We start from the raw sequence: 26987 nt of genomic DNA on the forward strand, positions 1-26987 counted from the left end.
TATGATAACCTGCGGAGATAACGCTCAGCCTCCCCATTATGAACCGTCCAGCATTAACTTATAAACCTTACCGTCTTTTGCATATTCATTATTAAAAAGCAGGGCATCCCCTTCTCTTTTCAGGAATTTCAGATTGTCTCCAAAAAAAGGAAGGTCGTTTGTTTCGGCATATTTTTGCTGCTCTACGTCAAGAAGTGCTTTGTACAACAATGTTTTGGCACCTGTTTTACGATCTATCATCATGAGGAAACCTTGCTGATTGGACCGAATCAGCAGAAAATCCTCGTCCATTCCCTCCACTAAATAATTATCCGAATTACCACCTAGGGTGTTCAGATTAATCGTCTCCGTTACGTTCCCTGTTCCATCTTCAATTAATCGTAATATTTTCCCATCGGTAAGCAGGAGCTGATCGCCAGCTATTTTCACATTGTCACCATAACGAAGATGGTATCCTACACTTGCGTGGCGAATGACCATTCCATCCTTAATAATCATCGTATACCATTTATTATTGATATGTGGTTCTCCGTAAACATCTGTTACGGTTAGATAGATTAGACCTTTCGGCGTCTTCTGAAAATCGAATTGAACAGCATCGAATAACTGCGAACCAAGGTTCGTTAGCAAGCGAGTTTGTCCTGCGGAATCTGTTAGATATAAACCCCCTGTTTTTTTATCCACTGTATAAGTAGATCCAGCAAATTGTGCGCTGGCACTAGCATAGTTCAATAGCCCAGTTGCTGTATATATCCTCTTCGTCGCATCCCAGCTGACCGTTGTTCCTCCTAATGAATTTACAAGAAAACGGGCAGGTACATAGAGTTGACCATTAATTTCAAAAGGAACACCTTCTACACTTACCAATTTACCATCAAGGACCCCCTGTTTACTTCCAATACGAACGGCTATCTTTTTTCCCCATCCAGTAAACTCCGCTCTTTGATGCGATTTATCCCATACAACCTTAAGTCCTGCCGCTTCCCAGTGACTGGCTGAAACATAAGTAATCCCATCCTTTACTAGTGCAGCGCTCGTACCTTTCCCGCCTCCATCCATAATGAAAGTGAAGTAAGCGGGCAATGCCGCATTCGCAACTGGAGCAGCAAGCAATGATGCAACAAGTATTGGAGCTAGCAACCATCTTTTATCCATATCTTGATCAACCTCCATGTTAGAAAATCATAAATTCTTCATAGGGTATAGACGCAGTTTAATTCCAAAGGTTCCTAGAAGTTAACAATAATAGTAAATTATAAGATCAAAGTCTCTCCTTCTATTCATCCTCTCATCTGCCTCTTTTTCTCCCATTTCGTTGTTCCCCCAAGAATCTGTGAAAATTTTCTCATATATTGATAGGGAGGTTGGCGCCAAACCTTAAACAAAAAAATTGAAAGAAGGCAATTACAATGGCTTTAGGTTGTGATACAGCTACAAATGTAACAGCAGCAAGATTAACTACACTTAAAAATAATAAATTCACATTCGTTTGCCGATATTTAAATCGCGTGGAAGGATACCAAGATGGTCTCACCTCAGCTGAGATTACACGGATTTCAGATGGGGGATTATATATCATATCCCTTTATCAAATCAGCAAATCGCTCGATCATTTTACGAAAGCCAATGGGATTAAAGATGCTGAAACGGCTGTAGGATTAGCAAGTGATTTGGGACAAACCAGCAGCACTCCGATTTATTTTGCGATAGACCGCGATATGACCTCTACCGAAATCACAAACAATATAGTACCTTATTTTCAAGGCATAAAATCAGTGCTAGACAGCAGTACTAAAAATTCCAAAGGCTATAAAATGGGTATCTACGGATCACGAGCAGTCTGCTCTCATATTCGAGGCACTAATTCCGCCACAACACGTTACACCTTCATCGTAGATAATGACTGGCAGGGAAACTTCGAGGATTGGAACCTGCGACAATATAATTTCAACATTGAGGTAGGAACAAGCACTGGCAAAATCAACGTAGACTATGTAGAGTCCTCCTCACATAGCGGTGGAGGCTGGAAAAAGTAATTCATTCCACTTTTATCGGTGACGAGGCGTCGTACGAAAGCAGATTATGATAGATTCAAATAAAGTCTCGTTATTATAAAAATAGTAAAAAGACAACCAGGCATGGATTATCCGATTAATGGAGAAGCTCTGCCTGGTGTTTTTGGTTTGTAGCGGTTTGTTTAAGCAGATATTCATAAATCGTAGCTATCCGACTTTAATGTCTTCTTTGGGCAACCCTCGGAGAAAAATCCATAGAATTTTCCAATGTCCAGCCGAATTACGATCGAGCATCCATTCCACACTGACAGCAACTCGCTTTCCTCACTGATAGCAGCTTGCTTTCTTCACTGACAGCAGCTTGCTTCCGCTATCCTCTCCCCGTATATTTTATCGCTGTAACTTTATGCAACCTATGAGATAACTGCACTTTATACACTTATTTCGTCTGTAAAAGGCTAACTTCTCACTTTAACTGTATTCTATACAATTAAAAATCACAGTTATCAGCTTTAGCGGCAAAAAACTAAAAAATAGCTGTACAAAATACAACTATCTTCATGAGCGAGTTTTTCGAGCGAAAATAGCTGTACGAAATACAATTAAAAGCCGCTACATATTAAATTCGTCCGCTCTCCGTATAAAAAAGGGGCGAGATCTTTGTAGATCACCCCCTCCTCCACTTGCTCCTATTTAGAATCGCCCATTTGATCATATGCGGGATCATACGTCCACTTCAGGCCGTTGTCCTTACTCGACAGATAGATGGTACCTACAGTGTTGCCCTCTTTGCTGAGCAGAATAGGATACAATCCTTCTTTTCCAATAAAAATAGGTGAAAGCGGCGTTTTTTGATATTCATTAAAGGTTTCCGGAAGGGATACCACGAGCTTTTCCCATGACTGTCCCTTATCTTTGGTCCAATAAATAACAGGCCCATTATCTTCATAATATCTGAACCCTAAGAATCCGATATCCTTGTTAGAAAACCCTGCCCCGGCTAAACTTTCCGCGTATAAATCGTTAGGATTTCCAAGCTCCGTCCATGTCTTCCCGCCGTCAGAGGTCTGGTATACATAATTTAATGAGCGTCCCACACCTGCAGAACCTCCGGAGACGATCCATCCATTTTGTTTGTCAGTAAACCCGATGAACTTGGCGTCATAACCCTTGGCACCTGCAATGTTGTAGTTATTCCACGATTTCCCCATGTCATCACTGATTAATACATGTAGAGGGGATTCTTTACCATCCGCAAATCCATATACAATTGCAGTTTTGTCCTCGGAGATATAAAATCCGGTATCCGCTCTCCCCATCCCCATTTCTGTTCCAGTCGTATCAAGTTTTAAAGGCGTTTGCGCTTGAATCTCCCCTTTCCGATAGGAGACAGAGACATTACCATCCTCGTCCATGGAATACGCATTCCCAGCGTCATGCACAACCACTTGTTCGCCACTAGAGCTGTAGGAATAAATAGTACCTGGTTTGAGCGCCGCCGTATCTGTAGATTGGCCGGTTAGGTTGGTACAGGCTGCTAGCACTGCTGTTACACTAACCACCATTAAGACCGCAAGAAATGCGCCTACTCCATTTCGTTTTTCTTTCATATTTAAAATACTGCCAAATCTCTGCTTCATCGAGTGTTTCCCTCCTGCAAAATTCGTTGATAAAGCTACATGCCGTGTAGCATTACTTTGCATAACCGATAAAATGGCTTCGCAGTATTTCTTTCGATATGCCGCATTTTGCTTACGTACAACGGTGTCATCACAATAAATTTCAATTTCGCGGACAGCTTCGCGTGCCATGAACCAGACCAATGGATTAAACCAATGCAGTGCCTGCACAATCAGTAGCAGTAGCTTATATATGATGTCATGCCTTTTGTAATGGACCAGCTCATGTTTTAAGATAAACTCCAGCTCTTCGTCACTATATTGATCATGCGGCAAGAATAGTGTTGGCTTGTAAAAACCCATTAGCATCGGATTCGGAACTTTACTGCTTCTCAGAACCGGAATGGCGGTTGTTACATGCATTTCTTTAGCGACTTGTTTGAGCTTGGCGAACATATCCTCTCTCTGAAGAGGGCTGCTCCAACGTAACACCTGTTTCCTGAAAAAGAAATAACTCAGCAAATGATACCCTAAAAAAAGCACAGCGCCAGTAACCCAGATGTAAGCTAAAATATTAATTATAGAAGGGATATGGCTTACATCCCCTGTCTGGACCGGCTGAGAGATTACTGGCGTATCCGCCTGCAGATTCTGGGACACTGAGCTTTGAAAGACAGTTGCTATGGCCTGACCTTCGGGTAGCTGAATCGCCACAGGAGGATTGGTAAAGGAAAAGTTGAATGGCAACAATAACCGCAAGGTTAGGATCAACCATATCCAATAGCTCAACTTAGCCGAATAATGTTTTCTTAACAAGGGAGTTAATGTGATTAAGCCGATAATAACTAAACTAAGAGTCACAGAAATAACCAGAAAATCTGTAAAAAGACCTGTTATCATCAGGATTCCTCCTTATCTACTCTATCGAGCAGTTCCCGCAACTCAGCAAGATCGCTTTTATCAATCGCCTTCCCGTTGTATAAGGACATCACCATATCCTGCACAGAGTTGCCAAACAGCTTTTCAAGCGTAGACTTCCCTTCGCTCTCTTTATAATCTGTCTCAGAAATTGCAGCGAGATAACGGTTGCTCCGCCCTTCTTTTTCGCAAGATAGAAAGCCCTTTTCAACCAGCCGTGACAGCACTGTCATCAAAGTTGCAAGCGCCCACTTACGTTTGTCCCCCAGTTGATTCAAAATATAAGAGGAGCTAACCCAACTCTCGGCTCGCCAAATCACCAGCATAATTTCCAGTTCAGCATCTGGCAAGCGTTTGATTTTGTTATTCATCCATATTTCTCCTTATTATACATTTGTGTAATACATTCATTATACAAACGTGTAATTAAAAAGCAAGCACATTATTTCTAAAATATGTATACATTCTTAGACGTTTATTATTTTAATAAAGGTTTCACAAGTCCAGTAGCAAATAATAAATAGAACCCTAGGAATTTTTATAAGATTCCAACAATGATAACCAACGCACACTCAGCTGAAATTTATAACTATTTTGGAAACTAAGTGATTGGTCTGCATTATTCTTAAGTAAGGAGGCAGGTTATGAAAAAATTTAGTATTCTATCATTTTCACTGATAATTTTACTAATTTTATTATTTGTATTAGTCAGACCCACGCAAAAGATCGTAAGTGTCAATCTTGTATCCGAAACAACAGAAATTACTTATACTGACCGTGAAAGCCTTCAAATCTTCGAAGATGCTATAAGAACTGTAAAAAAAGTACACGGGTCTGTTGATGTGGGTGAACCAACTTATCGAATGACCGTTACCTACGCTAATTCAAAGGTGGCCGGATTCAGCCTTTATATGGATTTTAAAACGAAAGATGGTTTCCTGATTAAAGCTAGCAATAGCGAAAAGATGCTGGATTTAAGAAATAAGAATTCGGTTGAGCTAGCTGATCTGTTAAGTAAAGAAAAGGAAGATTAAAATTTGGAAACTCAATCTAAAAATAGGCATGGTTATCATACAAATCTAAAAGCAAGCCATCCTTTAGTACTAACTAAGGATGGCTTGTTCGTAATTATATTATTTTCCTGCGCTTCAGATATACTGTCCCGCTCCGCTCAGAGCGCTGCAATTCTCTGCTGGATGCGTGGGAATAATGCAAAGGCATTCTCATAAAATACTTTCTCGTGGTGCTGCTCAGGCACAAGCCGGCGGACGAACTCCGCATACAGGTCAATAGGCGCGAGTGGCCAATCGGTACCGAACAACATTTTTTCATAGTGATCAGAGTACACCAACGCCCGGCGAAAATGATCCATAAACAGGGGTTCATTCATGAACCGCTCAAAATGAGGCCGATCACCAACAACGAGACCGGACAAATCGGCATAGACGTTCGGATTCTTGGCGACCACTTCGGCAGCATCCATCACCCATGGATCGCCTAGATGGCAGATCATAAAGTTCACGTCGCGCCGTTGGAACGCCAGTTCGTCCACGGTAAGCGGATGCGCATACTTAAGCAATCCATTCATCGAATACGTATCACCGGTATGAATAACCACAGGTGTGCCGTACTTGGCGGCCAGCTCATAGATCGGCGAGTAGATTTTGTCATAAACGTAATGATGATAGTACCCGGCATAGAGCTTAATACCAGCTACCTCAGGAGCTTGCAGCCGTGCCTCAATTCGGTCCAGCTCATCCAAAGCATCCTTTCCTCCGAGCATATTCGGATTAATGCCCACGCATTCCATTAAGAATGGCGGCACACTGGCTTCCAAGTCGAGTCCCATCGGATTGGGAGAGGCAGAGTCAGGGAAGGCTCCCTTCGTCTGCTCCGTGACCCCCATACCAATGCCGAGAACAACGTCGTTCTTGTCAAACTCCGCTTTGAGCCCAGCAGCTGTGTAATCAACTTTGGAGAGGTCCAGTGCTGTCTGATGAAAGCTATCGATGTCCGACAGATGAATGTGAATATCAATGATTGGCATTTATAGTCTCCTTTTTGTCAGAAGCACTAGCAAAGGTCACCTTCATAAGATTACGAACTACCTCTGGATCCAGAGTGAGCTCTCCCATGATCATGAAGGTCGGCTGTGTCCAAGCGGTTTCTCCGTTCAGAAGTAGTAGATGGTGATTCACACCATATGTGAATACCTTATTGTTCACGTAAGACATAGCTCTCTGATTAGGATAACTATGCACCACATGCAGCATGTCTTTACGCGAAGTTGCACCGATTCGGATAAGCCCCTTGGATTCCAGATGGGCTTCGACCTTCCCGATAGGGAAGTTGCCTTCCTCTGGGAGCTCCATCCAGCCTTCCGAATAGATTGGTGAAGGCTTAAAGTAACTATCCTCGGATAGCGAATAATGCGGCAGCGTCATTCCACTTTCATTGGTTACTGAAATCAACACACAGAGCACAGGAACTCCGGGCAGCATGAGGTAATGCTGATTGATCGTGATCCCCCGGTTTGCTTCCTGCTTCTCCATCGAAGTGGTCAGTCTCAATCCCTTCCAGACGTTACCGTGATCATCCATCTGCTCCGTCCAAGCTGCGCTTCTTGGCTCCTGCAACCGGCTAAATCCGCCTATGCCAGAAATCCCCACACCGAGTCCACCATGCCAAGGATTCCACCAGGAACGTGGTTCAGCTTTGGGAAAGGTGCTGTCCAGCCACTCTTCTCCTTGGTGCTTCAAGGAATGCACAACGCTGCCGAAATCAGGAGCAGCTGCAATAGATAGAACTCCGTTGCTCACTGTGTAAATGGGACCCGCAGGTCCTTCTTCTATCCCACAAACAACGCTTGTTTCCGTTTGTGGAAACCAGAGGCCTGTTCGCTCTTGAATGCGATCCTCACCACGATAGACGACCCGGACCTTACGGCCAGATTCGTTGTGTTCTGGTGATTCTGTATCCTCAGTAGAGAGTTCAAAACCAGCGGAGTGCAAATTTTGTCCTCTTTGCAACTCCATCTCAGCGACACTTCGCTCCTCTTCTCCATCAGCCTGTACATACAATTCAAGGCTTCCATCAAGCGGTGTCATCTTTCGTTCGATTAGCTCGGCATGAAGTGCCCCTGCCGCAAAAGGATTTCCACCGCCGAGCGTTAGCTCAAGATGGTCATCCAACACCGGTATGACCGAATTCTGCTGTTTTAGGGCAAAGGCGCGGAATTCCGACCACTTAAGGAAGGTGTTAAGAGCAAACACCATAGTTTTTGTCCGTACGACATCTCCAGCGGAGATTCGGCCAAGATTATGCTCCAGCCCAAGCGGGTATTCCGGGCGAAGCAATTTTAGCGAAGGATCCCAGCAGATTCCGCATGTGACGTTCTCTTCCTTGCAGAACAACCAGTTCTCCGTAATTTGTGCACTGTACCAAAGACTTGGATCGCCTGAGTAAGCGTCGCCCATGTCCACGTATTGGCCCTGATATGGTAAGATGAGCTGTTTACCGAAAAAGCCGAAATTCGTCAACAGATACATGTCTTCTTCCAGGATATCACTATTGGTATTGCAGACCTCGCTATAAAACTCAGCGATTCCGTTGGCAAATAGCTTAGCCACTCTTTTTATCTCAAGACCCGGAAATTCTTCCGACTCGTAAAGAGCTTCGAGAACCTGACTCTCCCCTTCAGAATAGATCTTTACTTCTTTGGCCTGTTTCTTAGAGAATTCTTCTGCGAATGGCTTGCCTAACTTCGGATGGGTCAACCAGAAATTATGGCTCGAGCCGGGATATTCAATCCACATTCCATTGTCGGTATTATTAAGATGAATAGAGTAGGCGCCATTCACCGCCACCCACTGATCCCCGTTTTCCCCACCAAAGCGGCCATGCGTTCCCTTCATTAGAACGGATAGCTTGCTGATAAAGGTGACTGCCTTCTCTCCAACCGGAACGGCCGTTACCTCAATAGCCTGTGAATAAAGACCGTATGAATTTAGGGTAAAGGGTACTTGAATAGAAGCCTTACTCTTAGCTGGAACAGTAAAGCTTACTGTACGATCCGCCCACATCAGGAATTCGTCTTCGGGCAAATCAAAAGAAAATTCTGCTTCTGCAGCAAAATTATTCTCCACATTAAGGTACAGTTCCGAAGGAAGACCCAGATACAGTTCCCGGTGTGGCAGCGCTATCTTCATTTTGAGTGGGAATTTAGGAGCAACGCCAATGCGGAATTCAGCACGCTTGCCACCGATGATCCACTTGCTAAAAACAACAGGGTGTGTCTTCTTATCATTTTGCTCTTCCCGAACCGAATCAAGCTCAAAATCACCTTCCACGATAACCGTTTCACCTGGAGCGAGTATTCGCGCAGCAGATAGAGCAAACCGGATATTTTTATCGTTCTGGCCTTCGATCTCAATGGCCAGCTCAGACGTCGAACGATTCTTGATGCGATAGCGGATCTTGTAGGTCGAACCAAACACTAGATCATGATCATCTATCTCTGTAGAGATTTCATAGTCTGGTGTATCAAGAGCGGTCAGACCGCGGCCAGTCTTCTCGAATTCCGCCCTCAAGGAGAGTTCTCCCTTTTGCCAAGTGTAATCAAAGAAATCAAAGCCACGCTCCTGGCGGCCATCTGGCTGGATGGGGAGTTCACGGGTACTGTCTGCATACCAATCCAGTTCTTCAAAATAAGGAGCAAGTGCTTCCGTTTGCAGTACTGTTGGAATGAAATTCATCAGATGGACGTAATCTTCATTTTTCTCCCAAAAAAATCCGCATTTCTTATACATCGGTACGGCTTTCGTATTACCTGCCCAGGTGAACAGATCAAGACGTGGCCAGCCCGCTTCTATTGTTTGGCGAACAGCGTTCAGAATCAGATTGCGGCCAACCTTGTATCCGTGATAATCGGGGCGTACATTCAATAGCGGGACATACAAAGCCCCTTCATCTTGACGGTAGTGGGCGAAGCTGCAGAACCCGACTACCTCTTTGCCATCAACGGCAAGAAAGGCATTAAGATTGGACGAGATCTCCATCTCACGGCGCACACTGTCCTCAGTTCTTTGATTGGTGCCTCCGCCCCAGCTTTCGTTGCTGCGGTTCCACATTTCTGCGACCGCCCCAGCATAAGAAGAATCGTATTCGATAATGCGGATTTGTTCCGCTGTAGTTTTTACAGTCATGTCTTCATCTCCTTATTCCTCAAAAAAATATGAGTATGTATTCGTATACAGTTATTCTGGATAACCTCTCTACAACATATTGAAATAACTCCTACGAGTTCTTATTATACTATTAACTGGAAGCTCAATACGAGGTAAAAAACTCTTTCTCCTTATTTTCTACATAAACTCACTGCCAGCAGAAAGCTACAAAAAAAGCTGTCGAGTCACCCTCGACAGCCTGAAGCTGCTATTAGGAGCAGCCTTTCTTCTTTAACAACTCTCCACACGATCCGCCGCTCTTTTCTTCATATTAGCGAGACCTACAATACATATCAACAGTACGCAGATAGAATAAGGAAGCGCCATATTAACGGTGTATAAGGCCGTACCTATAACTGGCCCTATGAATGACCCGCCACCTTGCAGGGCCGCAATAAAGGAAGCAACGCTTCTTTGCTCATGGTCTTGAACCGCCATTGAAGCACCCGCACTGTAGCCGAGCAGTGTAAAGCCGATGCCAATACCCAAGAATGTAAAGTCTACATACGCAAATCTGATGAACAATAACAATCCCAGCAAGCCTAAGGCAACAAATAAGAGTCCTACGAGCAGCACTTTTTTAGGATGCCATTTGAGATACTTACTGATTACAATTTGCGAGAGCACTACCATTATTCCCGAGATCGCCAGCCCCATTCCAATTAACTGAGTGGCTTGCTGAGTACTGTAACCCAAGCTATCCTGCACAAAAAATCCGATAGTAACCTGCACGATATTCAGAGCAAACGAAAGCAAAAGTCCAATCCATAAATAGAGGCGTATCCGTCGATCATTGGGGGAAAGTGAAATCGCCTGCCGCTGAATCTCAATATTCTTTTCTTTAGGAATAAACACCAGAAACAATATAGCCAAGGTGAACAATAAAATAGCTGCCGCGTACATTGGTGAGGTCAGGCCCAGTGAAGCCATTCCTCCACTCATTGCGGGTCCTACTACGAAACCAAGACCGTTGGCCGCACCAAATAATGCCATTCCTTGTGTACGGGTTTCTTTTGTACTCCAGCCCATAACATAAGCTTGTGCTAATGCCGGAATTCCTCCAAAGAAAAAGCCAGCGATTGCGCGAAGTAAAAAGAAACTCCAAAACAGACTCTCTTTACTCTGTGCATTTACTGCATAATCAGCCAATAGTGCAAAAATGATGAGTGTGGCCATATAGACGAACATAATCGAAGCAAGCAGCCACTTTCGGCTCATAAACGTTTGTTTTTCCCAGAAATATCCTCCGAGCAGCCAACATAACCCCGCCACCGATACTAAACATCCTGATTGAAAATCACTCAGCCCCAAATTTCGCGCAAGCGGACCAATAATCGGATTAAAAGCAGCTATTGAGATCATTCCTGTAAGTACGATTAGAAACATAATACCCCGTCTGTATTTCATAAAATTCCCTTCTCCTCTCAAGTAAACCAGAAACAATATACGATTCGTTATAATCGCTGTGTTTATGGTACTATGCATGGAAGTCAGGCCTCTACCTCTTGGCGGATTACTTTACTGGTTAGCGGGATTTATAGTAGAACAAACAAAAAAACCTGCTCTTAAGAGCAGGGTTAGAGATGTTAATCCACCGTTCCAACATTCTCCAAGTGTAATGAGCTTTCGGAGCTGACGCCTGCTTCCGTACTCAGAGTAGTAAGTGCTTGTTTTAGATCCTCTTTATTCACATAGACATACGGGCTCTTCCAAAGAGATTCTACATGTAAGGAATTAATATGCTCTGGTTTAAGTTTAGGGAAGTTGAATAACCACTGCTGCAGATCTGCTTGAGGAATATCCGTCTTCACATTTTCACCAATGATATCCAATACATTTCCCCATTGGGACACACCTTGGAAGTTTCCTAGCTTATCCAGAATCTGCTTGATTACTTGCTGCTGCCGATCATTACGCTGGAAATCGGAGGATTCAGCCGTTCCTTGATTCGATTTACGGTACCGCACAAAATCAAGAACTTGTTGGCCATCCAGCTTCTGCAAGCCTTTCTTTAAATCGATGTGTGTACCATCTGCCGTATCGGTATATTTCATATCCATATCTACATCTATAGTCAGTCCGCCAAGCAAATCCACGGTCTCCTGCAACACATCAAAATTCACCACAACCATGTGATCAATCGGCAGACCGAGCAAATTGCTGAAAAACTCTTTTGTATTCGGAATAGCCTCTGTTTTGTCTTTTATGTAATGATAAGCATAATAATAATTGGCTTTACGGGAAGGTAACGATTTAGGTTTTAGCAACAAATCCCTGGGTAAAGATAAGAAACTTGTTGATTTCGTGTCCGGATTGAAGCTGACAAGCATCAGAACATCAGTATTCATTACCCCACCGCCACCGTCCCGGCTATCTACCCCGGCAAGCAGAAAAATCATAGGTTCAACCGATACCGTCTCCTTTTTTTCCTCTGGAGCAGCAGTGGGTTGGATGGTGACTGGAGCTGCCATACACTGTATCGCATCATCCGTCTTTTTGTATAAATACCCTGCATATACTCCAATCCCTATAATAGTTGCGCCTAAGACAAGACCAATGCTCGTCAGAATTTTACGGGTTGTTGTCCACTTGCGTTTGTTAGACATAATTTCCTCCACTCAGTTCCAATAGCTTATTCAATCAGCGCTTTCATCCTTATGAACTTTAACACTTAGCACTATGCCAATCGCTATCATATTAGTTAGCAACGAGCTGCCTCCATAACTAATAAAAGGTAATGAAATCCCCGTTAGGGGCAGTAACCCAATATGCATCCCAAGATTAACGGAAACTTGAAAGATGAACATAGCGATAAACCCGGTGACAATATAGGTACCCGCACGGTCCCTACTATCCAGCGCAATAAAGATCATTCGGTACACGAGCAGCAAATAAAGCATCAGCAGCACGGATGAACCTATAAAACCGTATTTCCCCCCGATGACTACATAGATCGAATCGGAATACGCATATGGAATATATCCTTTTCGCAAAAAAATACCTTCACTGCCCGATAATCCTCCGGAGCCAATGGCTATCATTGCGTTTTTCACATGCCAAGACTTATCTGGATCGCTCTGCGGGTCCAAAAAAGCTTGGATTCGTGACAGTTGATGGGGCTCGACAATCTTGGATAACAGGTCGAAGTTAGCATAATACAGCCATAATATCGTGCCGATCGAAATAATCACAACACCAAGGATCAGAATCATATATAGAGCACGGATGTTACCAATCCACAGCATACTAAGTAATATGCCAGCAAATACGAGTGCTGTACCCAAATCGGGCTGATCCATTATTAAAATGAAAGGAATTAAAAAAACGAAACAGACCGGCACTAAATCTTGAAAAAATCGCAGCCGCTGGCCCTCTCGTGTACCTAATAGATGAGCAATGAGCAGCACCGTACATATTTTAGCCAGCTCGGAGGGCTGAAGCTGAAAGCTCCCAATACTTAACCAACGCACAGCACCATTGAGGTTTTCTCCAACCAGCTTGACTAGTACTAGTAAACCTATGCCCACGCCATAAAAGAGATAGGCTAACCTGCCTAATAGAATCTTATAATCTACCAAAGCAATGAATAACATGGGTAGGCAAAATAAAGCAAATAAATACAAATAACTTATGTAAAGACCGTCTAACCGCGTATCCGTAGTCGCTTCATAAATAGCAACAGTACCCATGCCAACTAAGCAGGTGGTGAGAAAAAGTACGGATCTGTCCAGCTTTGCAATTTTGGTAGAGATAAGCATTTACAACCTCTATTTAATTTCTGTAGTTTTCTTGTTGTGTAGGGGATATATACATGAAAATGGGCATTATAAATAATCCGCTGAGCACTTTTACTTCTTTTTTCTCAATGAAGCGCTGCGGATGATTAGGTTAAATGATTACCTCAGATCATATTTGCCCTGATACGCCTTCTTCGATAACAGCTTAAGTTTATCTTCACTTAGCGTATAAATATCCATACCATTACCTGCCTCACCCAATGACCAGCCCAGTGCAAGCTCGTTATGGCCATCTTCATCAACATCAAAGAATCCGGCATAATCTAGACCATACCCAAACCCCTCAACCTCGGAAATCTTCTGCCAAGCTTCATTTTCCTGCCTCAACAACATTGCTTTTATAGTGTATCCTTTGTTTTTACTGTACTCATACACAACTACAGCTTCGTCGATTCCGTCTCCATCCATATCGCCAAAGGAGATGGCATTATCTTCTTGTCCCTTCATCGGAGTTATCAATTGAGCTTTGTCTGGAAGCCACTTAATAAATTCCTGGCTCGTTTTGTCTCGCTGCAGATTTGCTTCTGATGATGGAGGTTTAATCAGCTCTCCGGGTGTCGCCGGGACTCCGCATCCTCCGAGCAAAAATAAAGTTGTCAACAGGGTACCTATTTTTATGAATTTGCTCGGCATTTGGATCATCGACTCCTCGCTTGTCCGCATATATAGTATTTTATCTGTGAAAGAGATGAAAGTGGTTATGAAATAGTTAAATTTGAATTCTTATTCTATCGGTAAGTCAAAATGGACAATCGTTCCTTTGCCTAAAGTGCTGCTTATTCGCAGCTCTCCATGATGCAATTTAATGATCTGTTCCGAGATGGATAATCCCAAGCCGCTGCCCGAAGCCTGTTGATCCCCTTTGTAGAATTTTTGCCGCACATTCTCTAAATCCGTCTCAGCGATGCCTGAGCCTGTATCCTTTACAGAAATCACGACTTTCCCTGGAACCGTATGAGCGGTGATAAAGATTCGACCTGATGAACCAGTAAATTTGAGTGAATTATCAATGAGATTAATCATGACTTGCTTCACACGATTCTCGTCAGCTTGAATCACTGGCAGATGTTCTTCTATTTTTACATCTAGTGAGATGCCTTGTCGGGTCGCTCTAGGGGTAAGTTGTCTGCCGATATGCTGCAGTAGTTCTGTTAGATCCACAGATGTGAAGTGAACGGCGATTCTTCCGTTATCCAACTTGGAGAAATCCAATAATTCATCCACCATATGAGTTAACCTGTCACTTTCGGATTCAATAATATCAAGCCCATCATAAAACAGAGGTTGATTACTCACCTCACTCGCCTTTAAGGTAATTGCCCAACCTTTGATCGAGGTCAAGGGCGTTCGCAGTTCATGGGATACGGAAGCGATAAAATCATTCTTAAGCTGTTCACTCTTGGAGATTCGGCTTGCCATCATATTTAACGTATCCGCCAATGAACCAAGCTCATCTTGATAGCGCTTATGCACTCTGATGCTGAAATCACCTTCGGTCATCTGGTCTGCTGCCTGCTTCAAATCTTTAATGGATCTGGTTATGGTCCAAGACAGTAATAATCCAAGTAAGGTGACAATGCCAATGACGATGATCCCCACCCCGATCAGTAAAACCGTAATCTGTTTAACTGTATGTATAGTTTCCGTTAAGGACGTGATAAATCTGACTCCCCCCACGATGTTTCCATTCGCTTGTAAAGGATAGGATACCGCGTAAATCGCTTCCTCTGTGTTAGGGTCCGCACCTTTCCAACTGCCGGGCTGCCCTTTTATTGCTGCTTGCACATCTATGTACTCAGTCATAGTAAGATCGCCTTGAAGTCCATTTGAATCCTGCAACAGCCGGCCTTCAACATTAATAATCTGTACCTGTGCATCGGAATGACTCGCAAACCCCTTCAGTAACCTATCCGATTGTTCCTCCAGATCCTGGTCCCCAAAGTATTGCTGAAAAAAAGAAGCCGATAGCTCTGCTTGATTCATCAGGGTTTCCTCAATGTTATGAAAATAATAATATCGTACAGATACATTAAGAATGATTTCAAGAATGAGCACAGTAAGACAGATGACTACAAAATAGCTTCCTACTAATCTTTTCTGAATTCCCATTCTTCAACCATCCTTTCTAAAGCGGTATCCGAGCCCCCATACCGTCTCAATCCAAAGCGGATTAGAAGGATCAACCTCAATTTTCTCTCTTAACTTACGCACATGAACATCTACCGTCTTAGGATCTCCAATATAATCTTCTCCCCAGACAAGATTCATTAATTCATTCCTAGAGAGTGCTGTATCCGGATGCTCCAGAAAGGTCTTCATCATCTGAAATTCCTTCGGAGTTAATTCAATGCTGTCATCCTGCTTAAACATCTTGTTTGCATTCAGATCCAGCCGAATCGGTCCAGCTTGAAGTATCGTTTTTTGCGGCTTGAGAGCTGATTCTGTACGGCGCAAAATCGCTTTAATACGTGCTACCAATTCTAATGGATTAAAAGGTTTAACAATGTAATCGTCAGCACCCATTTCAAGGCCATTGATTTTGTCCATATCCTGTCCACGAGCGGTTAAGAAAATGATGATGACCCCAGCGTCTTTCTCTCTTAGCTTTCGGCATATTTCGAACCCATTAGAATCAGGCAACATGATATCCAGAACCAGAACATCTGGACGGCTCACCTCAAAGCTCTGCAAGGCTTCTTCTCCACAAGCAGCTTCACTAACCACAAACCCGTTATTCGTTAAATTTATAGATATAAAACGTCTAATATTATCGTCATCTTCCACAATAAGCACATGATTGCGATCAATAGTATCCACGATTTCCACCCCTATTACCCAGAGTCTAAACAAGTAAAAAAACAAAAAAACTCTCCCGGTAAAGAGAAAGTCTTGTCTCAGATCCCTATAATTAAATCACAAGTGGATATTACTCTAAATCGCTATAGTTGTCAAAATCTAATCCAGATACACAGCCTTGCCGGTCTGCGCCGATTCATAAATAGCTTCCAATATTTGCGAAACAACAAAAGCTTGTTCAGGAGTTACAACCGGGTCCTTATCCTGTTCAATCGCTTCAATCCACTTTCTTAATTCTATATCCGGAGCACTTTCAGCTTTACCTTCATAATAGGCAACGCCGCCTGCCCCAAGCTCAATTTTATTAGTGTACAGCTTGCTGAATTTCTCTCCGTTAATTCTAAGTCCGTCCTTCATATCTGCGCCTGCTTCCGTTCCACTTAAGCTGCATTTCGCTTCATGTACGTCTAGTGAATTCAGAGCCCAGCTCGCTTCCAGCATGATTGTTGCGCCATTCTCCATTACGACCATTCCAAAGGCTGAGTCCTCCACGGTGAACTTTTTAGGGTCCCACGGTCCCCATGCGTTGGCGGCTTCTTCCTTTTGTGAAAGTTCATGATATTTAGTGCCCAGCACGACTTTTGGTTTATAGTTATCCATCATCCAAAGGGTTAGGTCCAGCGCATGAGTTCCGATATCGATAAGCGGACCGCCGCCTTGTTTCTCTTCATCAAGAAATACTCCCCAGGTCGGTACGGCTCTCCGTCTGATGGCATGTGCTTTTGCAAAATAGATATGACCAAGCTCTCCGGACTCACAGGCTTTTTTCAAATATAAGCTGTCTTCTCTATATCGGTTGTCATATCCAATGGTCAGCTTCTTGCCTGTACGTTTCGCTGCTTCAACCATTCGTTTGGCATCTGCCGCTGTCTTAGCCATTGGTTTTTCGCACATCACATGTTTTCCGGCTTCTAGTGCAGCGATTGATATTTCCGCATGGACATCATTAGGCGTAAGCACATGAATAATATCAATGGATTGATCTTTTAATAGTTCAGTGTAATCCGTATAGACAGTAGCTTTATTATTTCCGTATTTCTCCGCTGCTTCTTCAGCACGTTCTTTAATAATGTCACAAAAAGCCACGATCTCAACCTTACTTTGTCTGCTCAAGCTTGGAAGATGTTTGCCATTCGCAATACCACCACATCCAATAATCCCTACACGAAAAACCTTACTCATATCCTTCACCCTCACCTCTAATGGATTTGTTTGCTGTTTCGATAAGTTGCCGGTGTCATGCCTAACCGCTTGCGGAAGACAATATGCAAATAGGTAGCATTGGTAAACCCTTCCGACTGTGCGATTTGTTCTATCGGATAATTGCTTTCTTCAAGCTTGCGGCAGACCGCTTGCAATCGGATGTCCTCAAGCGCCCTACTGAATGATTGTTCTGCATTTACTTGCTTAAACACCCGCTGCAGCTGCCTTGAACTAATATTTAGCTTTTCCGCAACATTTTCTAAGGTAACCGTTCCTGAATAATTCGCTTCCATATATTGCATTGCGTATTGATACCGGTAAGTCAGCATATCTCTAACCGGCGCCTCCGTGCGGATCCCGCCTGAATCATACGCTCTAACGGCCTTTAATAAAATACTAATCACGAGATGCTTAATTGAAGTATAATATCCGGTCAACTTCCCATCGCATGCTTCGTACGCTTCTCGAAAACACTTCATAGCCCCGTGATAATCTTGTGCTGGGACCAAGGGTAAACACTTCAGCTTCTCCACACAGGTCTCAGCTTCCGCAACCTCCCAAAGATCCGCATCATCCCGGATCCTCTTCTTGATGTCAACATGCAGGCATAGCTCTTCCATGGATTCATCTGCGGCTGCCTCTTGACGATGCATAACACCTGGTCCGGTTAGATAGAACATCCCCTCTGACAGAGGATACCTTTGATCCCCAAGAATGACTTCTCCCTTCCCGCGCGGAATGAAATGAAACTCAAATTCAGAATGATTATGGAACTCGACTACTCTGCCCGGTGGAAAAGATGTCAAATGAAATCTAAACACTGTAATCTCGTAATGTCCCCATAGAATCGTGATATCCAATCTTTCAAGCATGTCCTGCTTCTCAAACATCATCTCATAGGGAAAGCTGCTCAACGTTAAGTCCTCCCAATCGGAATTACACAGCCTTCTTTAGCCGAGCGGTTCGCCGCCTCCATTAATCTGGTAAGCTCAACTGCCATTTCAACATTTTGAGTGGCGAGTGTATTATTTTGAATATGATCAACCCATTGATGGAAGGCGCTTTCACGATTGCTTTGCAGGGCTACTTCTTTCCAGCCTTCTTCTTTATCTGTGGATTTGTTCGTTCTAAGAAGAAGCTTATTCTCTGGTGTTCCGTAAAGCAGCGTTCCTTCAGTTCCATGCACCTCGATAGTAAACGGCGAATGACTATTCACGAAACCAGCCTCCACCACACCAATTGCTCCTGAATCCGTAAATAATGTCACTACAGCATTATCTTCCACTTCTTTACCGGTTACATACCCAAAATTAGCACTAACCCCAGTCACATCTTGATCTAAGAAAAGCTTCGCCAAATACATGGGATGACAGCCCAGATCAATCAAAGCTCCGCCTCCACATTGCTCCAAGCTAAAGAAATGATCGGGAAGCCAGCTTTCCGTTGCTCCGTTATGGGATAAGCGAACTCTAACGTAAGTAATCTTGCCGAGCAGTTCCTGACTTAGAATCTCTTGAATAGTTAATGTATAGCCGTCATTTAAACGAGGCAAGGAGACCGTTAGCTTCACTTTGTTCTCGTTAACTTCTGCGATAATTGCGTTAACTTCTTTTAACGTTGGGGCAATAACTTTTTCTGTGAAAATATGTTTACCCGCTTTGGCCGCAGCCATGATTACGTCTCTATGCATATTCGTTGGTGCATCCACGATAACGGCATCTATATCCTCTTGCGCAAGCAGATCATCCAGTGATTCAAAAAAAGGAATATTCAAGCTTTCCGCAGCTTTGTTCCCACGCTCTACGTTTTCGTCCCAAACTGCAGCTAATACGGTATCTTCATGCTCCTGAGCTTGCTTGGTATAATCCCATGCATGCACATGCCAATAGCTGAGCTTACCAATTCTAATGGTCATTTACTTGTGCCTCCCGTATATATGTTATTCTGACATCTGCTATAAAAATAACACATAATAAACAGCTTTTTTAGTAGGAAAATGCGACAAAACATATATAATATTACGACACATAAAATCCGGAGTGAAATACGATCCCTAAAAAAAGAAACCCTTGCTATAAAAGCTAAAGGTTTCTTTATACTTGGCTTAATGGGTTAGTGGCTTATTATATCCTTTGTCATCAAAGGGCTGCAGTTTCTCGAACCACTTCTTTTTCAATAGTTTAAGCTCCCAGCGCACGTCGGTTACGTCTTCTGACTCCTTCTGCTCTAACACCTCATAGCTGAAGGTTTCTGCTCCAAGTTCCTTCCAGTCCTTTTGCAGCTCTGCATTCGCAAATCTGCCCATATCTAATTGCATCTGTATAGTCATCCATTTATTCTTCAGGTTGGGATAGCTGTCAACGAATATTTTCCCGCTTCTTTTGTTTGTAATTTGAATAGCACCCATGTACGTCTTGAGCTGCTTATATTGCTCCTGAAGTTCTTTACGTTTACTTTTGTCCATTATAATTTATGATTCTCCTTTCACAGGCCATTCTGCTAAATTTCAGTACCCCATTTCTTTTAATAAACGGGACAATACCGAAAGTCGTTCTCCGATCATTTCACCATCATCACTAAGCGCCTGAGCGAACAGCTTAATATCATTATCAATCATGGGATTATCTGCACATACAGATACACTCATTGCATCTCCCTGCAGTCCAATACGATCAATCATAGGGCTCTCGGGATCATACATTTTTGGAAAACGATAGGCCTCTTGAAAATACAAACTACTTCTGCAAATCAAAATTGCCAGGTCAAGCACTCTGTGCATTGGCAGCTCTTCGGACTGTCTCGACCATTTGTCCCCTGTATGTCTCCATACCTTTGCTGAGATGTCGACCTTTCCTCTATCGTTCCATTGTGCTAATCCTAGGGACAGACCTTTTGCATCTGTGTCCCCGGCGTAGCGGCCATCAACCTGCTCGTAATTTTCTGACACGACTACAGGTTTATGTTTTAGAGTTGTTGGAATTTTCATGTTAGTCACTCTCCATTTTATGATTTACTAATTTACTAATTTACTCATTTACTAAATTACTAATTTACTAAATATAAGATTCATATTACCCGGCAAAAGATCATCTGTCAAACGACATTACACCCGTTTTATCCAACAAAACAAAAAATCCCTCTGCGCGTAGCAAAGGGACTGTTATTTTCATGTAATATATATCTCTAGCTTAAATGATCATTCACATTACAAAACCAAACCATATGGACAGAATCAGGTCCCCAATAGTCTTCTACTACTTTATAAGGCTGCCCAAATTTACGTTGCCACCTGACCTGTGCACGTTTATAACCGCTGTCCAGACAAAACTGCTCTACCCCTTGCTTTTTTAGAAATATCATCATTTCCTTAATTAAGGCTGAACCCACACCTTGGCCCTGATAACTTGGCATAATGTATAGACTGTCCAATTCCCCTATTTCATCTAACTGATGATCCGTGCAGGTTTGAATATCTTCGCCACAAGGTCCAAAGGAAATCGTACCGACAACCTGCTCTTCTATTTTTGCAAGAAGGAAGTAAGGCTCCCCAGTCGTAGTATCCAGTGAAGTCATCACCATTTGCTTTTTATGATCTATTTCACTTTGGATATCGTCTTGTAAATGATCAAGCCCTTCTTTTTCAAAGGCATCTTGGATTGAAGTTTCAAAAACAGAGCATGTGGATTCAAAATCAGCTGGAGAAAGCGTGCCTATGGTCATTTGATTACTCTTATTCATTGATTCGGACACCTCTTCTATTCCCGGCCGGAATTCTTAAAAACCCTGCAATAATATACTATCAGCATTCAGACTGAAAGGTTTATATTCATAGAACTACTTTACTGGAGGTCATCATGAATATATTGTCCTTTCTGATCTATTGCGTTGTCGCTACATTTACACCCGGTCCTACCAATATTGTTATTCTTTCTTCCGTGCAGCATTCCGGGGCTAAAAAATCAATGGGGTATGTATACGGATCCACGCTGGCTTTTGGCTTATTACTTATCCTTTCTACTCTGCTGAACCGTATTCTAGTAGAAATCATCCCAAATATCCTGATCATTATGCAAATCATTGGGAGTTTATATATGCTCTACCTTGCTTATAAAATCTTTAAAATGGGTTCAATGGAAGACCAACCTGACCCCAATGCCAATTTCCGCTCAGGCGTGCTTATGCAGCTTGTGAATCCTAAAGTGCTAGTATTTACACTAACGGTTATTCCCAACTACGTAATGCCATTCTATACCTCTTCGCTTGCCTTGTTTATATTTGTTATAATTATAACTGTGATCGGATTTTTTGCATTTACGACATGGGTTGTATTTGGGACAATCTTCAGAACATTTATGAAAAATCATCAAAAAGTTCTAAATACCGTGATGGCACTGTTTTTAGTATACTCGGCCATTATGATATCGGGAATCCTATAAAGTCGTGGAGGTTAAGAACGTGGAGAAATTTAACTATAAAAAGTCAGCAGAGATCCTGTCCTTATCCGCCAGCCTTACTGATTTCACCTATAAAAAACATTGCCATGAGGAATATGCACTCGGTGTGACCCTTCGTGGCATTCAGCAATATAATCTTGATGGTAGTTTGCAGTCCTCTCATAAAAATGGCGTAATGTTGTTTAATCCGGAACAAACGCATGATGGCAATGCGTATGATAAAGGTGGCATTGATTATGTCATGCTTTATATTAAGCCAACCCTAATGTTAGAGATACTAGAAAAAAAAGAACTCCGCTTCGCCACTCCTATCTTATACGATGACAAATTGGCGCAGTGCATATTAGCCCTAAACCATGCCATTCAGAATGGCAAAGAGGAGTCTTTGTGCAGTGAACTGCTATTCACTCTGGTTCATTTAGTCTCTAATACTGAAATAGTTACCGATCGTAGAACGAATAATAAATTTCTCAAAAAAGCAAAGGAAATGATGTACTGCAGCTTAGACCATGTGCTGAAGCTGGACGATCTCTGCACAGAGTTTGGTCTATCCAAATATCAGTTTATTCGCGAGTTTAAGACACATACAGGAATATCACCCTATCAATTTTTCTTAAATTGCAAGGTAGAGCGTGCCAAGCAGTCCATAGAGAGAACCAAGGATATCTATGCAGCTGTTGTAGATTGCGGATTTGTGGATCTAACTCATCTGAACAGGCATTTTAAAAGCGTGTTCGGAATAACCGCACATGAATACCGGTCACAGCTGTAAGATCTGCCCTCCTACCATTGTCCAGAGCACTTTAAATTCATCATCCAAGAGAACCAGGTCAGCATCCAAGCCAGAGGTGATCGTCCCCTTTTGTTGAAGTTCAAGAATATTGGCCGGTGTAGTTGAAGCCATTTGCACGGCATCTGTGAGCGAAATTCCAGTATCGACAGTATAACGTAAGGCTTCATTCATGGTAACTGTACTGGAGGCCAGCGTGCCATCTTCCAATCGCGCTATGCCACCAGATACCGTAACCTGATGTCCTCCAAATATATAATTCCCATCCCCTAACCCCATTGCCTGTAAGGCATCTGTGATCAAGACCATTCCTTCCGGTCCTTTCATGGTATGCATCAAGCGGATAATTGCAGGATGCAGATGGACATTATCCACAATAGCTTGCAGGCTCACATGCTTCTCTTCGAAAGCGGCAACCACAATCCCCGGATCTCGATGATGGATCGGCCGCATGCCATTAAAACAATGCGTAACATGACTTGCCCCAGCGGCAAAAGCTTGTTTGGCTTCCTCATATGTGGCATCCGAATGAGCAATCGCTATCACCACTCCCTGTTCTTTCAAAAAGGAAAGAAGCTCCATGCCTCCCGGCAGCTCGGGAGCAATCGTAACCATTTTTATGAGTGATCCAGCTTCTTGGAAAATGAGCTTCATTTCCTCTAAGTTAGGATGCCGCAGATACTTTTCATTTTGCATTCCTTTTCTCTTGGGGTTTAGATAAGGTCCCTCTAAGTGAATGCCTGCGATCTTTGCTCCCACTTCATACCCAATGACACGTTTGACACTACGAATCATCTCTAAAAGATCCTCCATCGTAGAACTCACAGAGGTAGCCAGAAATGAGGTGCAACCAGAAGCTGCACAAGCCTTCGATACTTCTTGAATACTCTCTTCAGTACCGTCCATCATATCAAACCCGTTAGCGCCATGAATATGCACATCTATCATTCCGGGCACTAACAAATGCCCTCCGCCATCAATCCGTTCATACTCACCCTCTGGGATAGAAATATCTCCTGAGTCTATCCTCATCACCTTTCCTTCAGAAATCCATACATTGGCCGCTGAAACTATACTATTCTGAAGCACTACTTGTACATTTTGCAAAATATAAGTCATAAACATTCTCCTCCAGTCGTTATCACTCTTGATTTCGAACCTCTTCAGCTTCATCTAGGCACTCAATAACTGTGATGTTCTTCTGATCTAGAACTTCTCTGATCTCGATTGGAAGCTCTCGATTTGTAACTAAAATATCAACGAAATCAAAGTCTAGCCGATAAAAGGATTTAGCATTAAATTTGGTGTGATCCGCTACTAAAATCACTTGATCAGATCTTCGAGCCATTTCTCTTTTTACCCGCGCATCTTCTTCATAAGGATAATAGAGTCCATCAGCACAGATCGCCGATGCTCCAATAAAGGCTTTATCCGCACGAATTTCACTAAGTTTATCGATAATGGAAGAACCATATAACAAGCGGTTTTTCACATTCAAGTAACCACCAAGTACATAAATTAGCAGATCCTCGCGATGGGATAAAATCCCTACATTATCTATCGAGTGCGTGACAACCGTAATATCCTGCGCACTAATTTGTTCTGCAACAAACTGTACAGTGGTCGATACGTCTAAAATTACAGTCTCACGATCTTGGATAAGTCCGGCCGCGATCTTCCCTATTCTCTGCTTACTCTCGGATTCATCGATCAAACGATCTTGATAAGATAATAATTCTTTTTGCAATTCAGGTAACGCTAGACCGCCATGCGTCCGAACAACGACGCCCTCTTGTACTAACCTAACAATATCCCGTCGGGCAGTATCTCTTGAGACTTCAAATTGCGTACAGATATCTTGAACACTCATCGATTGGTGTTGTTTCAAATATTCGAGTATTTTTAATAATCGTTCCTCTTGATACATAATGAAATTCACCTCCTAAAGTCATCATAAGTCATTTTATAAGTATTTACAAGCATTTATAAGTTAATAATTAAGTATATATAAGTATTAATGCGTAAAAAAAGACGAAAGCCAGATGAATGTGCATCCGCTAACGTCTTTAAAATGTCTATTCTTTAGGATTCACTTCACAATGTCACTTCACATCGCGGTTCCAGCTCTTCTGTATCTTTCGAATATAAACAATTTGGCCCACATGATAAGCATTATGTGTTGTTACATTTCCTAGAACTTCCCACCATTTACTGTCTGGAAATCCTCGAACATCAGCTTCCAATTGTTCTTTCTTAATCAATTCCTGCCAGTGTAAAAGAACCTCTAAAAGTTGTTTTTGCAGCGCTTCGAACGTTTTCCCTTCTGCAACGACAAAGGTATTATTATTACTATCCACTGGAGGAACCGCCTGAACACTGGCTTCTTTATACCTTGTTTGCCAAGTTTCATTCCAGTAAAGCAGATGCTGCACAATCTCAGCAATACTATTGCTTTCTTCCGTTACCTTCCAAAAAGCTTCTTCTTCACTTAAGTCTTTAACCGCCACTTCAAAGGGCACATACCAACTCGGATCATTCGCATTGGCCAGCAACTGGTTGGCTAGAACATCATAAGCATGAAACATTCTTCCTTCCCCCATTTTCCAGATAAATTATATGCAAATCAAGTACCGCAGAATGTACGATATGGACATGCGGATTCCTCAGGAAGTGCCGAGTATTCCTCTTGTTCAGAGGAGTAGGCGTATGGGTTAGTCAAAGCTTGAAGTAACCTCTCCATCACATCGTAATCTTCCCGCTCTACCGCAGCCTCAAGCGCTTCTTCTACACGATGGTTCCGCGGAATAATCGCAGGATTGCTGCTATGCATCAGCTTCTGTGAAGAGGATTGTGATTCCTGCTGCCTGCTAAGCCGCGCCTGCCATAGCTCATTCCATTGCTTAAATTCAGGGGTGCCAAACAGATCAGCATCTTCCGTTACGCCTAAAGTTAAGGACCGAAATGTATTAGTGTAGTCAGCCCGATATTTTTGCATCAGTTCAAGGAGGGTATCAATCAGAGCAACATCCTCTAACTCTTCGTTAAAGATTCCCAGCTTCGCTCTCATTCCCGTTAGCCAATATTGATAGGACCGCTCCGAAAAATCTGAAATTGCCTCCTCAGCCAGCTTAATCGCCTGTGCCTGATCGTCAGCCAGCAATGGCAAGAGAGTCTCGGCAAATCTGGCGAGATTCCATGCGCCAATCCCGGGCTGATTGTGGTAAGCATAACGACCCTGCTGGTCTATGGAACTAAATACTGTCTCAGGATTATACACATCCATGAAGGCACATGGACCATAATCAATCGTTTCTCCGCTAAGGGCCATATTATCAGTATTCATCACTCCGTGGATAAAACCTACAAGCTGCCATTTAGCAATTAGCGCTGCTTGACGTTCCATTACTTCCCGAAGCAGAACAAGATATGGATTATCTTCCACAGGAGCTTCTGGATAATGTCTTTGCAACGTGTAATCAGCCAGAATACGCAGATCCTCCACAGTCCCCCATGCAGCAACATATTGGAAGGTTCCAACACGCAAATGACTGGCAGCAATCCGGGTCAGAACCGCCCCCGGCTGTTCCGTTTCCCGAATTAGCGGCTCCCCTGTAGCTACCACCGCCAAGCTGCGAGTCGTAGGAATCCCAAGTCCATGCATAGCTTCACTGATGATATATTCGCGTAACATCGGTCCAAGCGCTGCCCGGCCATCGCCACCACGAGAATATGGGGTTCTTCCCGCACCCTTCAATTGAATATCTACACGATCACCTTGAGGGGTGATCTGTTCGCCCAGCAGCACTGCTCGACCGTCTCCCAACATGGTAAAATGTCCGAATTGATGTCCAGCATAAGCTTGCGCAAGCGACAGGGTACCTACAGGAACTTCGTTGCCGGCAAGATTCCCAAGCCCCTCCTTACTCTGTAGTGCTGTGCTATTCAGCCCTAGAGTAGCAGTCAATGGTTCATTAAAAATAATCAGTTCCGGTTTACGCACAGGCGTTGGCTTAATCCTTGTAAACATTGATTCCGGCAGATGAGTATAACTGTTCGCAAAATTCCAGCCTATATCTATTTTCTCTGTCATATTATCTCCTTTTTATACCC

Annotated in this window: 25 protein-coding genes; 4 read left to right on the forward strand and 21 right to left on the reverse strand. The window is 43.0% G+C overall.

The features are described from left to right. Positions 1 to 36: 36 nt before the first annotated feature. Positions 37 to 1155, reverse strand: a complete 1119-nt coding sequence (locus tag NST25_RS19665; RefSeq protein ID WP_175617282.1) for a copper amine oxidase N-terminal domain-containing protein — start codon at positions 1153 to 1155, stop codon at positions 37 to 39. A 254-nt stretch (positions 1156 to 1409) separates the two neighbouring features. Here NST25_RS19665 and NST25_RS19670 point away from each other — a divergent pair, with 254 nt between their 5' ends. After that, a complete protein-coding gene (locus tag NST25_RS19670; protein WP_340392281.1) occupies positions 1410 to 2036 on the forward strand; it encodes a glycoside hydrolase domain-containing protein in 627 nt (208 codons plus the stop codon). A 668-nt stretch (positions 2037 to 2704) separates the two neighbouring features. Here NST25_RS19670 and NST25_RS19675 read toward each other — a convergent pair. Next, complete coding sequence (locus NST25_RS19675) at positions 2705 to 4534, reverse strand: M56 family metallopeptidase (RefSeq protein ID WP_340392284.1); 1830 nt, start codon at positions 4532 to 4534, stop codon at positions 2705 to 2707. Then, entirely contained in the window at positions 4534 to 4923 is a 390-nt protein-coding gene (locus tag NST25_RS19680) for a BlaI/MecI/CopY family transcriptional regulator (RefSeq protein ID WP_076143756.1), read from the reverse strand. The genes NST25_RS19675 and NST25_RS19680 overlap by 1 nt, the downstream gene beginning before the upstream one ends. Before the next feature lie 273 nt (positions 4924 to 5196). Between NST25_RS19680 and NST25_RS19685 the strand changes: the two genes are divergently transcribed. After that, on the forward strand, positions 5197 to 5586 hold the full coding sequence (locus tag NST25_RS19685; RefSeq protein WP_340392287.1) for a hypothetical protein: 390 nt from the start codon (positions 5197 to 5199) through the stop codon (positions 5584 to 5586). A gap of 137 nt (positions 5587 to 5723) precedes the next feature. Here NST25_RS19685 and NST25_RS19690 read toward each other — a convergent pair whose 3' ends face one another. From NST25_RS19690 to NST25_RS19755, 14 genes are all read right to left on the reverse strand, one after another. Next, positions 5724 to 6599, reverse strand: coding sequence for an amidohydrolase family protein (locus NST25_RS19690; RefSeq protein ID WP_076104960.1), 876 nt, complete (start codon positions 6597 to 6599; stop codon positions 5724 to 5726). Next, positions 6586 to 9756: a GNAT family N-acetyltransferase gene (locus NST25_RS19695; RefSeq protein WP_340392289.1), complete on the reverse strand. Its 3171-nt coding sequence runs from the start codon at positions 9754 to 9756 to the stop codon at positions 6586 to 6588. The genes NST25_RS19690 and NST25_RS19695 overlap by 14 nt, the downstream gene beginning before the upstream one ends. A gap of 252 nt (positions 9757 to 10008) precedes the next feature. Then, positions 10009 to 11184: an MFS transporter gene (locus tag NST25_RS19700; protein WP_340392291.1), complete on the reverse strand. Its 1176-nt coding sequence runs from the start codon at positions 11182 to 11184 to the stop codon at positions 10009 to 10011. A gap of 179 nt (positions 11185 to 11363) precedes the next feature. Continuing rightward, positions 11364 to 12383 (reverse strand): LCP family protein, encoded by a 1020-nt coding sequence (locus tag NST25_RS19705; protein WP_340392292.1) that lies wholly within the window; start codon positions 12381 to 12383, stop codon positions 11364 to 11366. Between the two features lie 30 nt (positions 12384 to 12413). Continuing rightward, a complete protein-coding gene (locus tag NST25_RS19710) occupies positions 12414 to 13535 on the reverse strand; it encodes an FtsW/RodA/SpoVE family cell cycle protein (protein ID WP_076278706.1) in 1122 nt (373 codons plus the stop codon). Positions 13536 to 13673: 138 nt separating this feature from the next. Beyond that, positions 13674 to 14207, reverse strand: a complete 534-nt coding sequence (locus tag NST25_RS19715; protein WP_076182931.1) for a hypothetical protein — start codon at positions 14205 to 14207, stop codon at positions 13674 to 13676. A gap of 90 nt (positions 14208 to 14297) precedes the next feature. Beyond that, on the reverse strand, positions 14298 to 15683 hold the full coding sequence (locus tag NST25_RS19720) for a HAMP domain-containing sensor histidine kinase (protein ID WP_339187648.1): 1386 nt from the start codon (positions 15681 to 15683) through the stop codon (positions 14298 to 14300). A 3-nt stretch (positions 15684 to 15686) separates the two neighbouring features. Further along, positions 15687 to 16391 (reverse strand): response regulator transcription factor, encoded by a 705-nt coding sequence (locus tag NST25_RS19725; protein ID WP_076127275.1) that lies wholly within the window; start codon positions 16389 to 16391, stop codon positions 15687 to 15689. Between the two features lie 138 nt (positions 16392 to 16529). Next, entirely contained in the window at positions 16530 to 17612 is a 1083-nt protein-coding gene (locus tag NST25_RS19730; RefSeq protein ID WP_076190679.1) for a Gfo/Idh/MocA family oxidoreductase, read from the reverse strand. A gap of 17 nt (positions 17613 to 17629) precedes the next feature. After that, positions 17630 to 18547, reverse strand: a complete 918-nt coding sequence (locus NST25_RS19735; protein WP_254857007.1) for an AraC family transcriptional regulator — start codon at positions 18545 to 18547, stop codon at positions 17630 to 17632. 2 nt (positions 18548 to 18549) lie between these two features. After that, positions 18550 to 19548 carry a Gfo/Idh/MocA family oxidoreductase gene (locus tag NST25_RS19740; RefSeq protein WP_076127279.1) on the reverse strand — a complete coding sequence of 333 codons (999 nt, stop codon included), beginning with the start codon at positions 19546 to 19548 and terminating at the stop codon, positions 18550 to 18552. Positions 19549 to 19737: 189 nt separating this feature from the next. Then, positions 19738 to 20097 carry a GIY-YIG nuclease family protein gene (locus NST25_RS19745; protein WP_340392297.1) on the reverse strand — a complete coding sequence of 120 codons (360 nt, stop codon included), beginning with the start codon at positions 20095 to 20097 and terminating at the stop codon, positions 19738 to 19740. A gap of 42 nt (positions 20098 to 20139) precedes the next feature. Next, the gene (locus NST25_RS19750; protein WP_038572158.1) at positions 20140 to 20619 is read right to left on the reverse strand and encodes a DUF6530 family protein; all 480 of its coding nucleotides are present in this window, start codon (positions 20617 to 20619) and stop codon (positions 20140 to 20142) included. A gap of 197 nt (positions 20620 to 20816) precedes the next feature. Then, the gene (locus NST25_RS19755) at positions 20817 to 21371 is read right to left on the reverse strand and encodes a GNAT family N-acetyltransferase (RefSeq protein ID WP_340392300.1); all 555 of its coding nucleotides are present in this window, start codon (positions 21369 to 21371) and stop codon (positions 20817 to 20819) included. Between the two features lie 116 nt (positions 21372 to 21487). On the opposite strand from NST25_RS19755, the gene NST25_RS19760 reads away from it, so the two are divergent. Both NST25_RS19760 and NST25_RS19765 read left to right on the forward strand, forming a co-directional pair. Beyond that, positions 21488 to 22069 (forward strand): LysE family transporter, encoded by a 582-nt coding sequence (locus NST25_RS19760; protein ID WP_076278710.1) that lies wholly within the window; start codon positions 21488 to 21490, stop codon positions 22067 to 22069. A gap of 19 nt (positions 22070 to 22088) precedes the next feature. Further along, entirely contained in the window at positions 22089 to 22859 is a 771-nt protein-coding gene (locus NST25_RS19765; RefSeq protein WP_076190665.1) for an AraC family transcriptional regulator, read from the forward strand. Here NST25_RS19765 and nagA read toward each other — a convergent pair. The 4 genes from nagA to NST25_RS19785 all read right to left on the reverse strand — a co-directional run bounded on the left by nagA (position 22848) and on the right by NST25_RS19785 (position 26967). Continuing rightward, positions 22848 to 23996, reverse strand: a complete 1149-nt coding sequence (gene nagA / locus NST25_RS19770; protein ID WP_339187656.1) for an N-acetylglucosamine-6-phosphate deacetylase — start codon at positions 23994 to 23996, stop codon at positions 22848 to 22850. The two genes, NST25_RS19765 and nagA, sit on opposite strands and share 12 nt — an antisense overlap. A 22-nt stretch (positions 23997 to 24018) precedes the next feature. After that, on the reverse strand, positions 24019 to 24804 hold the full coding sequence (locus NST25_RS19775; RefSeq protein ID WP_076182961.1) for a DeoR/GlpR family DNA-binding transcription regulator: 786 nt from the start codon (positions 24802 to 24804) through the stop codon (positions 24019 to 24021). A 175-nt stretch (positions 24805 to 24979) separates the two neighbouring features. After that, on the reverse strand, positions 24980 to 25462 hold the full coding sequence (locus NST25_RS19780) for a DinB family protein (RefSeq protein ID WP_339187658.1): 483 nt from the start codon (positions 25460 to 25462) through the stop codon (positions 24980 to 24982). Between the two features lie 38 nt (positions 25463 to 25500). Then, positions 25501 to 26967 carry a YdiU family protein gene (locus NST25_RS19785; RefSeq protein WP_340392303.1) on the reverse strand — a complete coding sequence of 489 codons (1467 nt, stop codon included), beginning with the start codon at positions 26965 to 26967 and terminating at the stop codon, positions 25501 to 25503. Between the last annotated feature and the right edge of the window lie 20 nt (positions 26968 to 26987).

It is taken from the genome of Paenibacillus sp. FSL E2-0190, from assembly GCF_037992965.1.
In the GTDB taxonomy this organism is placed as follows: domain Bacteria; phylum Bacillota; class Bacilli; order Paenibacillales; family Paenibacillaceae; genus Paenibacillus_AQ; species Paenibacillus_AQ odorifer.

What these genes read in the sequence shown, in the direction of transcription:
- NST25_RS19700 (WP_340392291.1), bottom strand. Translation starts at nt 11,184, where the DNA reads ATGAAATACAGACGGGGTATTATGTTTCTAATCGTACTTACAGGAATG.
- NST25_RS19780 (WP_339187658.1), bottom strand. Translation starts at nt 25,462, where the DNA reads ATGTTTCATGCTTATGATGTTCTAGCCAACCAGTTGCTGGCCAATGCG.
- NST25_RS19685 (WP_340392287.1), top strand. Translation starts at nt 5,197, where the DNA reads ATGAAAAAATTTAGTATTCTATCATTTTCACTGATAATTTTACTAATT.
- NST25_RS19760 (WP_076278710.1), top strand. Translation starts at nt 21,488, where the DNA reads ATGAATATATTGTCCTTTCTGATCTATTGCGTTGTCGCTACATTTACA.
- nagA (WP_339187656.1), bottom strand. Translation starts at nt 23,996, where the DNA reads ATGACTTATATTTTGCAAAATGTACAAGTAGTGCTTCAGAATAGTATA.
- NST25_RS19755 (WP_340392300.1), bottom strand. Translation starts at nt 21,371, where the DNA reads ATGAATAAGAGTAATCAAATGACCATAGGCACGCTTTCTCCAGCTGAT.
- NST25_RS19785 (WP_340392303.1), bottom strand. Translation starts at nt 26,967, where the DNA reads ATGACAGAGAAAATAGATATAGGCTGGAATTTTGCGAACAGTTATACT.
- NST25_RS19670 (WP_340392281.1), top strand. Translation starts at nt 1,410, where the DNA reads ATGGCTTTAGGTTGTGATACAGCTACAAATGTAACAGCAGCAAGATTA.
- NST25_RS19775 (WP_076182961.1), bottom strand. Translation starts at nt 24,804, where the DNA reads ATGTATCAAGAGGAACGATTATTAAAAATACTCGAATATTTGAAACAA.
- NST25_RS19680 (WP_076143756.1), bottom strand. Translation starts at nt 4,923, where the DNA reads ATGAATAACAAAATCAAACGCTTGCCAGATGCTGAACTGGAAATTATG.
- NST25_RS19730 (WP_076190679.1), bottom strand. Translation starts at nt 17,612, where the DNA reads ATGAGTAAGGTTTTTCGTGTAGGGATTATTGGATGTGGTGGTATTGCG.
- NST25_RS19745 (WP_340392297.1), bottom strand. Translation starts at nt 20,097, where the DNA reads ATGGACAAAAGTAAACGTAAAGAACTTCAGGAGCAATATAAGCAGCTC.
- NST25_RS19740 (WP_076127279.1), bottom strand. Translation starts at nt 19,548, where the DNA reads ATGACCATTAGAATTGGTAAGCTCAGCTATTGGCATGTGCATGCATGG.
- NST25_RS19720 (WP_339187648.1), bottom strand. Translation starts at nt 15,683, where the DNA reads ATGGGAATTCAGAAAAGATTAGTAGGAAGCTATTTTGTAGTCATCTGT.
- NST25_RS19710 (WP_076278706.1), bottom strand. Translation starts at nt 13,535, where the DNA reads ATGCTTATCTCTACCAAAATTGCAAAGCTGGACAGATCCGTACTTTTT.
- NST25_RS19675 (WP_340392284.1), bottom strand. Translation starts at nt 4,534, where the DNA reads ATGATAACAGGTCTTTTTACAGATTTTCTGGTTATTTCTGTGACTCTT.
- NST25_RS19715 (WP_076182931.1), bottom strand. Translation starts at nt 14,207, where the DNA reads ATGCCGAGCAAATTCATAAAAATAGGTACCCTGTTGACAACTTTATTT.
- NST25_RS19695 (WP_340392289.1), bottom strand. Translation starts at nt 9,756, where the DNA reads ATGACTGTAAAAACTACAGCGGAACAAATCCGCATTATCGAATACGAT.
- NST25_RS19690 (WP_076104960.1), bottom strand. Translation starts at nt 6,599, where the DNA reads ATGCCAATCATTGATATTCACATTCATCTGTCGGACATCGATAGCTTT.
- NST25_RS19705 (WP_340392292.1), bottom strand. Translation starts at nt 12,383, where the DNA reads ATGTCTAACAAACGCAAGTGGACAACAACCCGTAAAATTCTGACGAGC.
- NST25_RS19665 (WP_175617282.1), bottom strand. Translation starts at nt 1,155, where the DNA reads ATGGATAAAAGATGGTTGCTAGCTCCAATACTTGTTGCATCATTGCTT.
- NST25_RS19750 (WP_038572158.1), bottom strand. Translation starts at nt 20,619, where the DNA reads ATGAAAATTCCAACAACTCTAAAACATAAACCTGTAGTCGTGTCAGAA.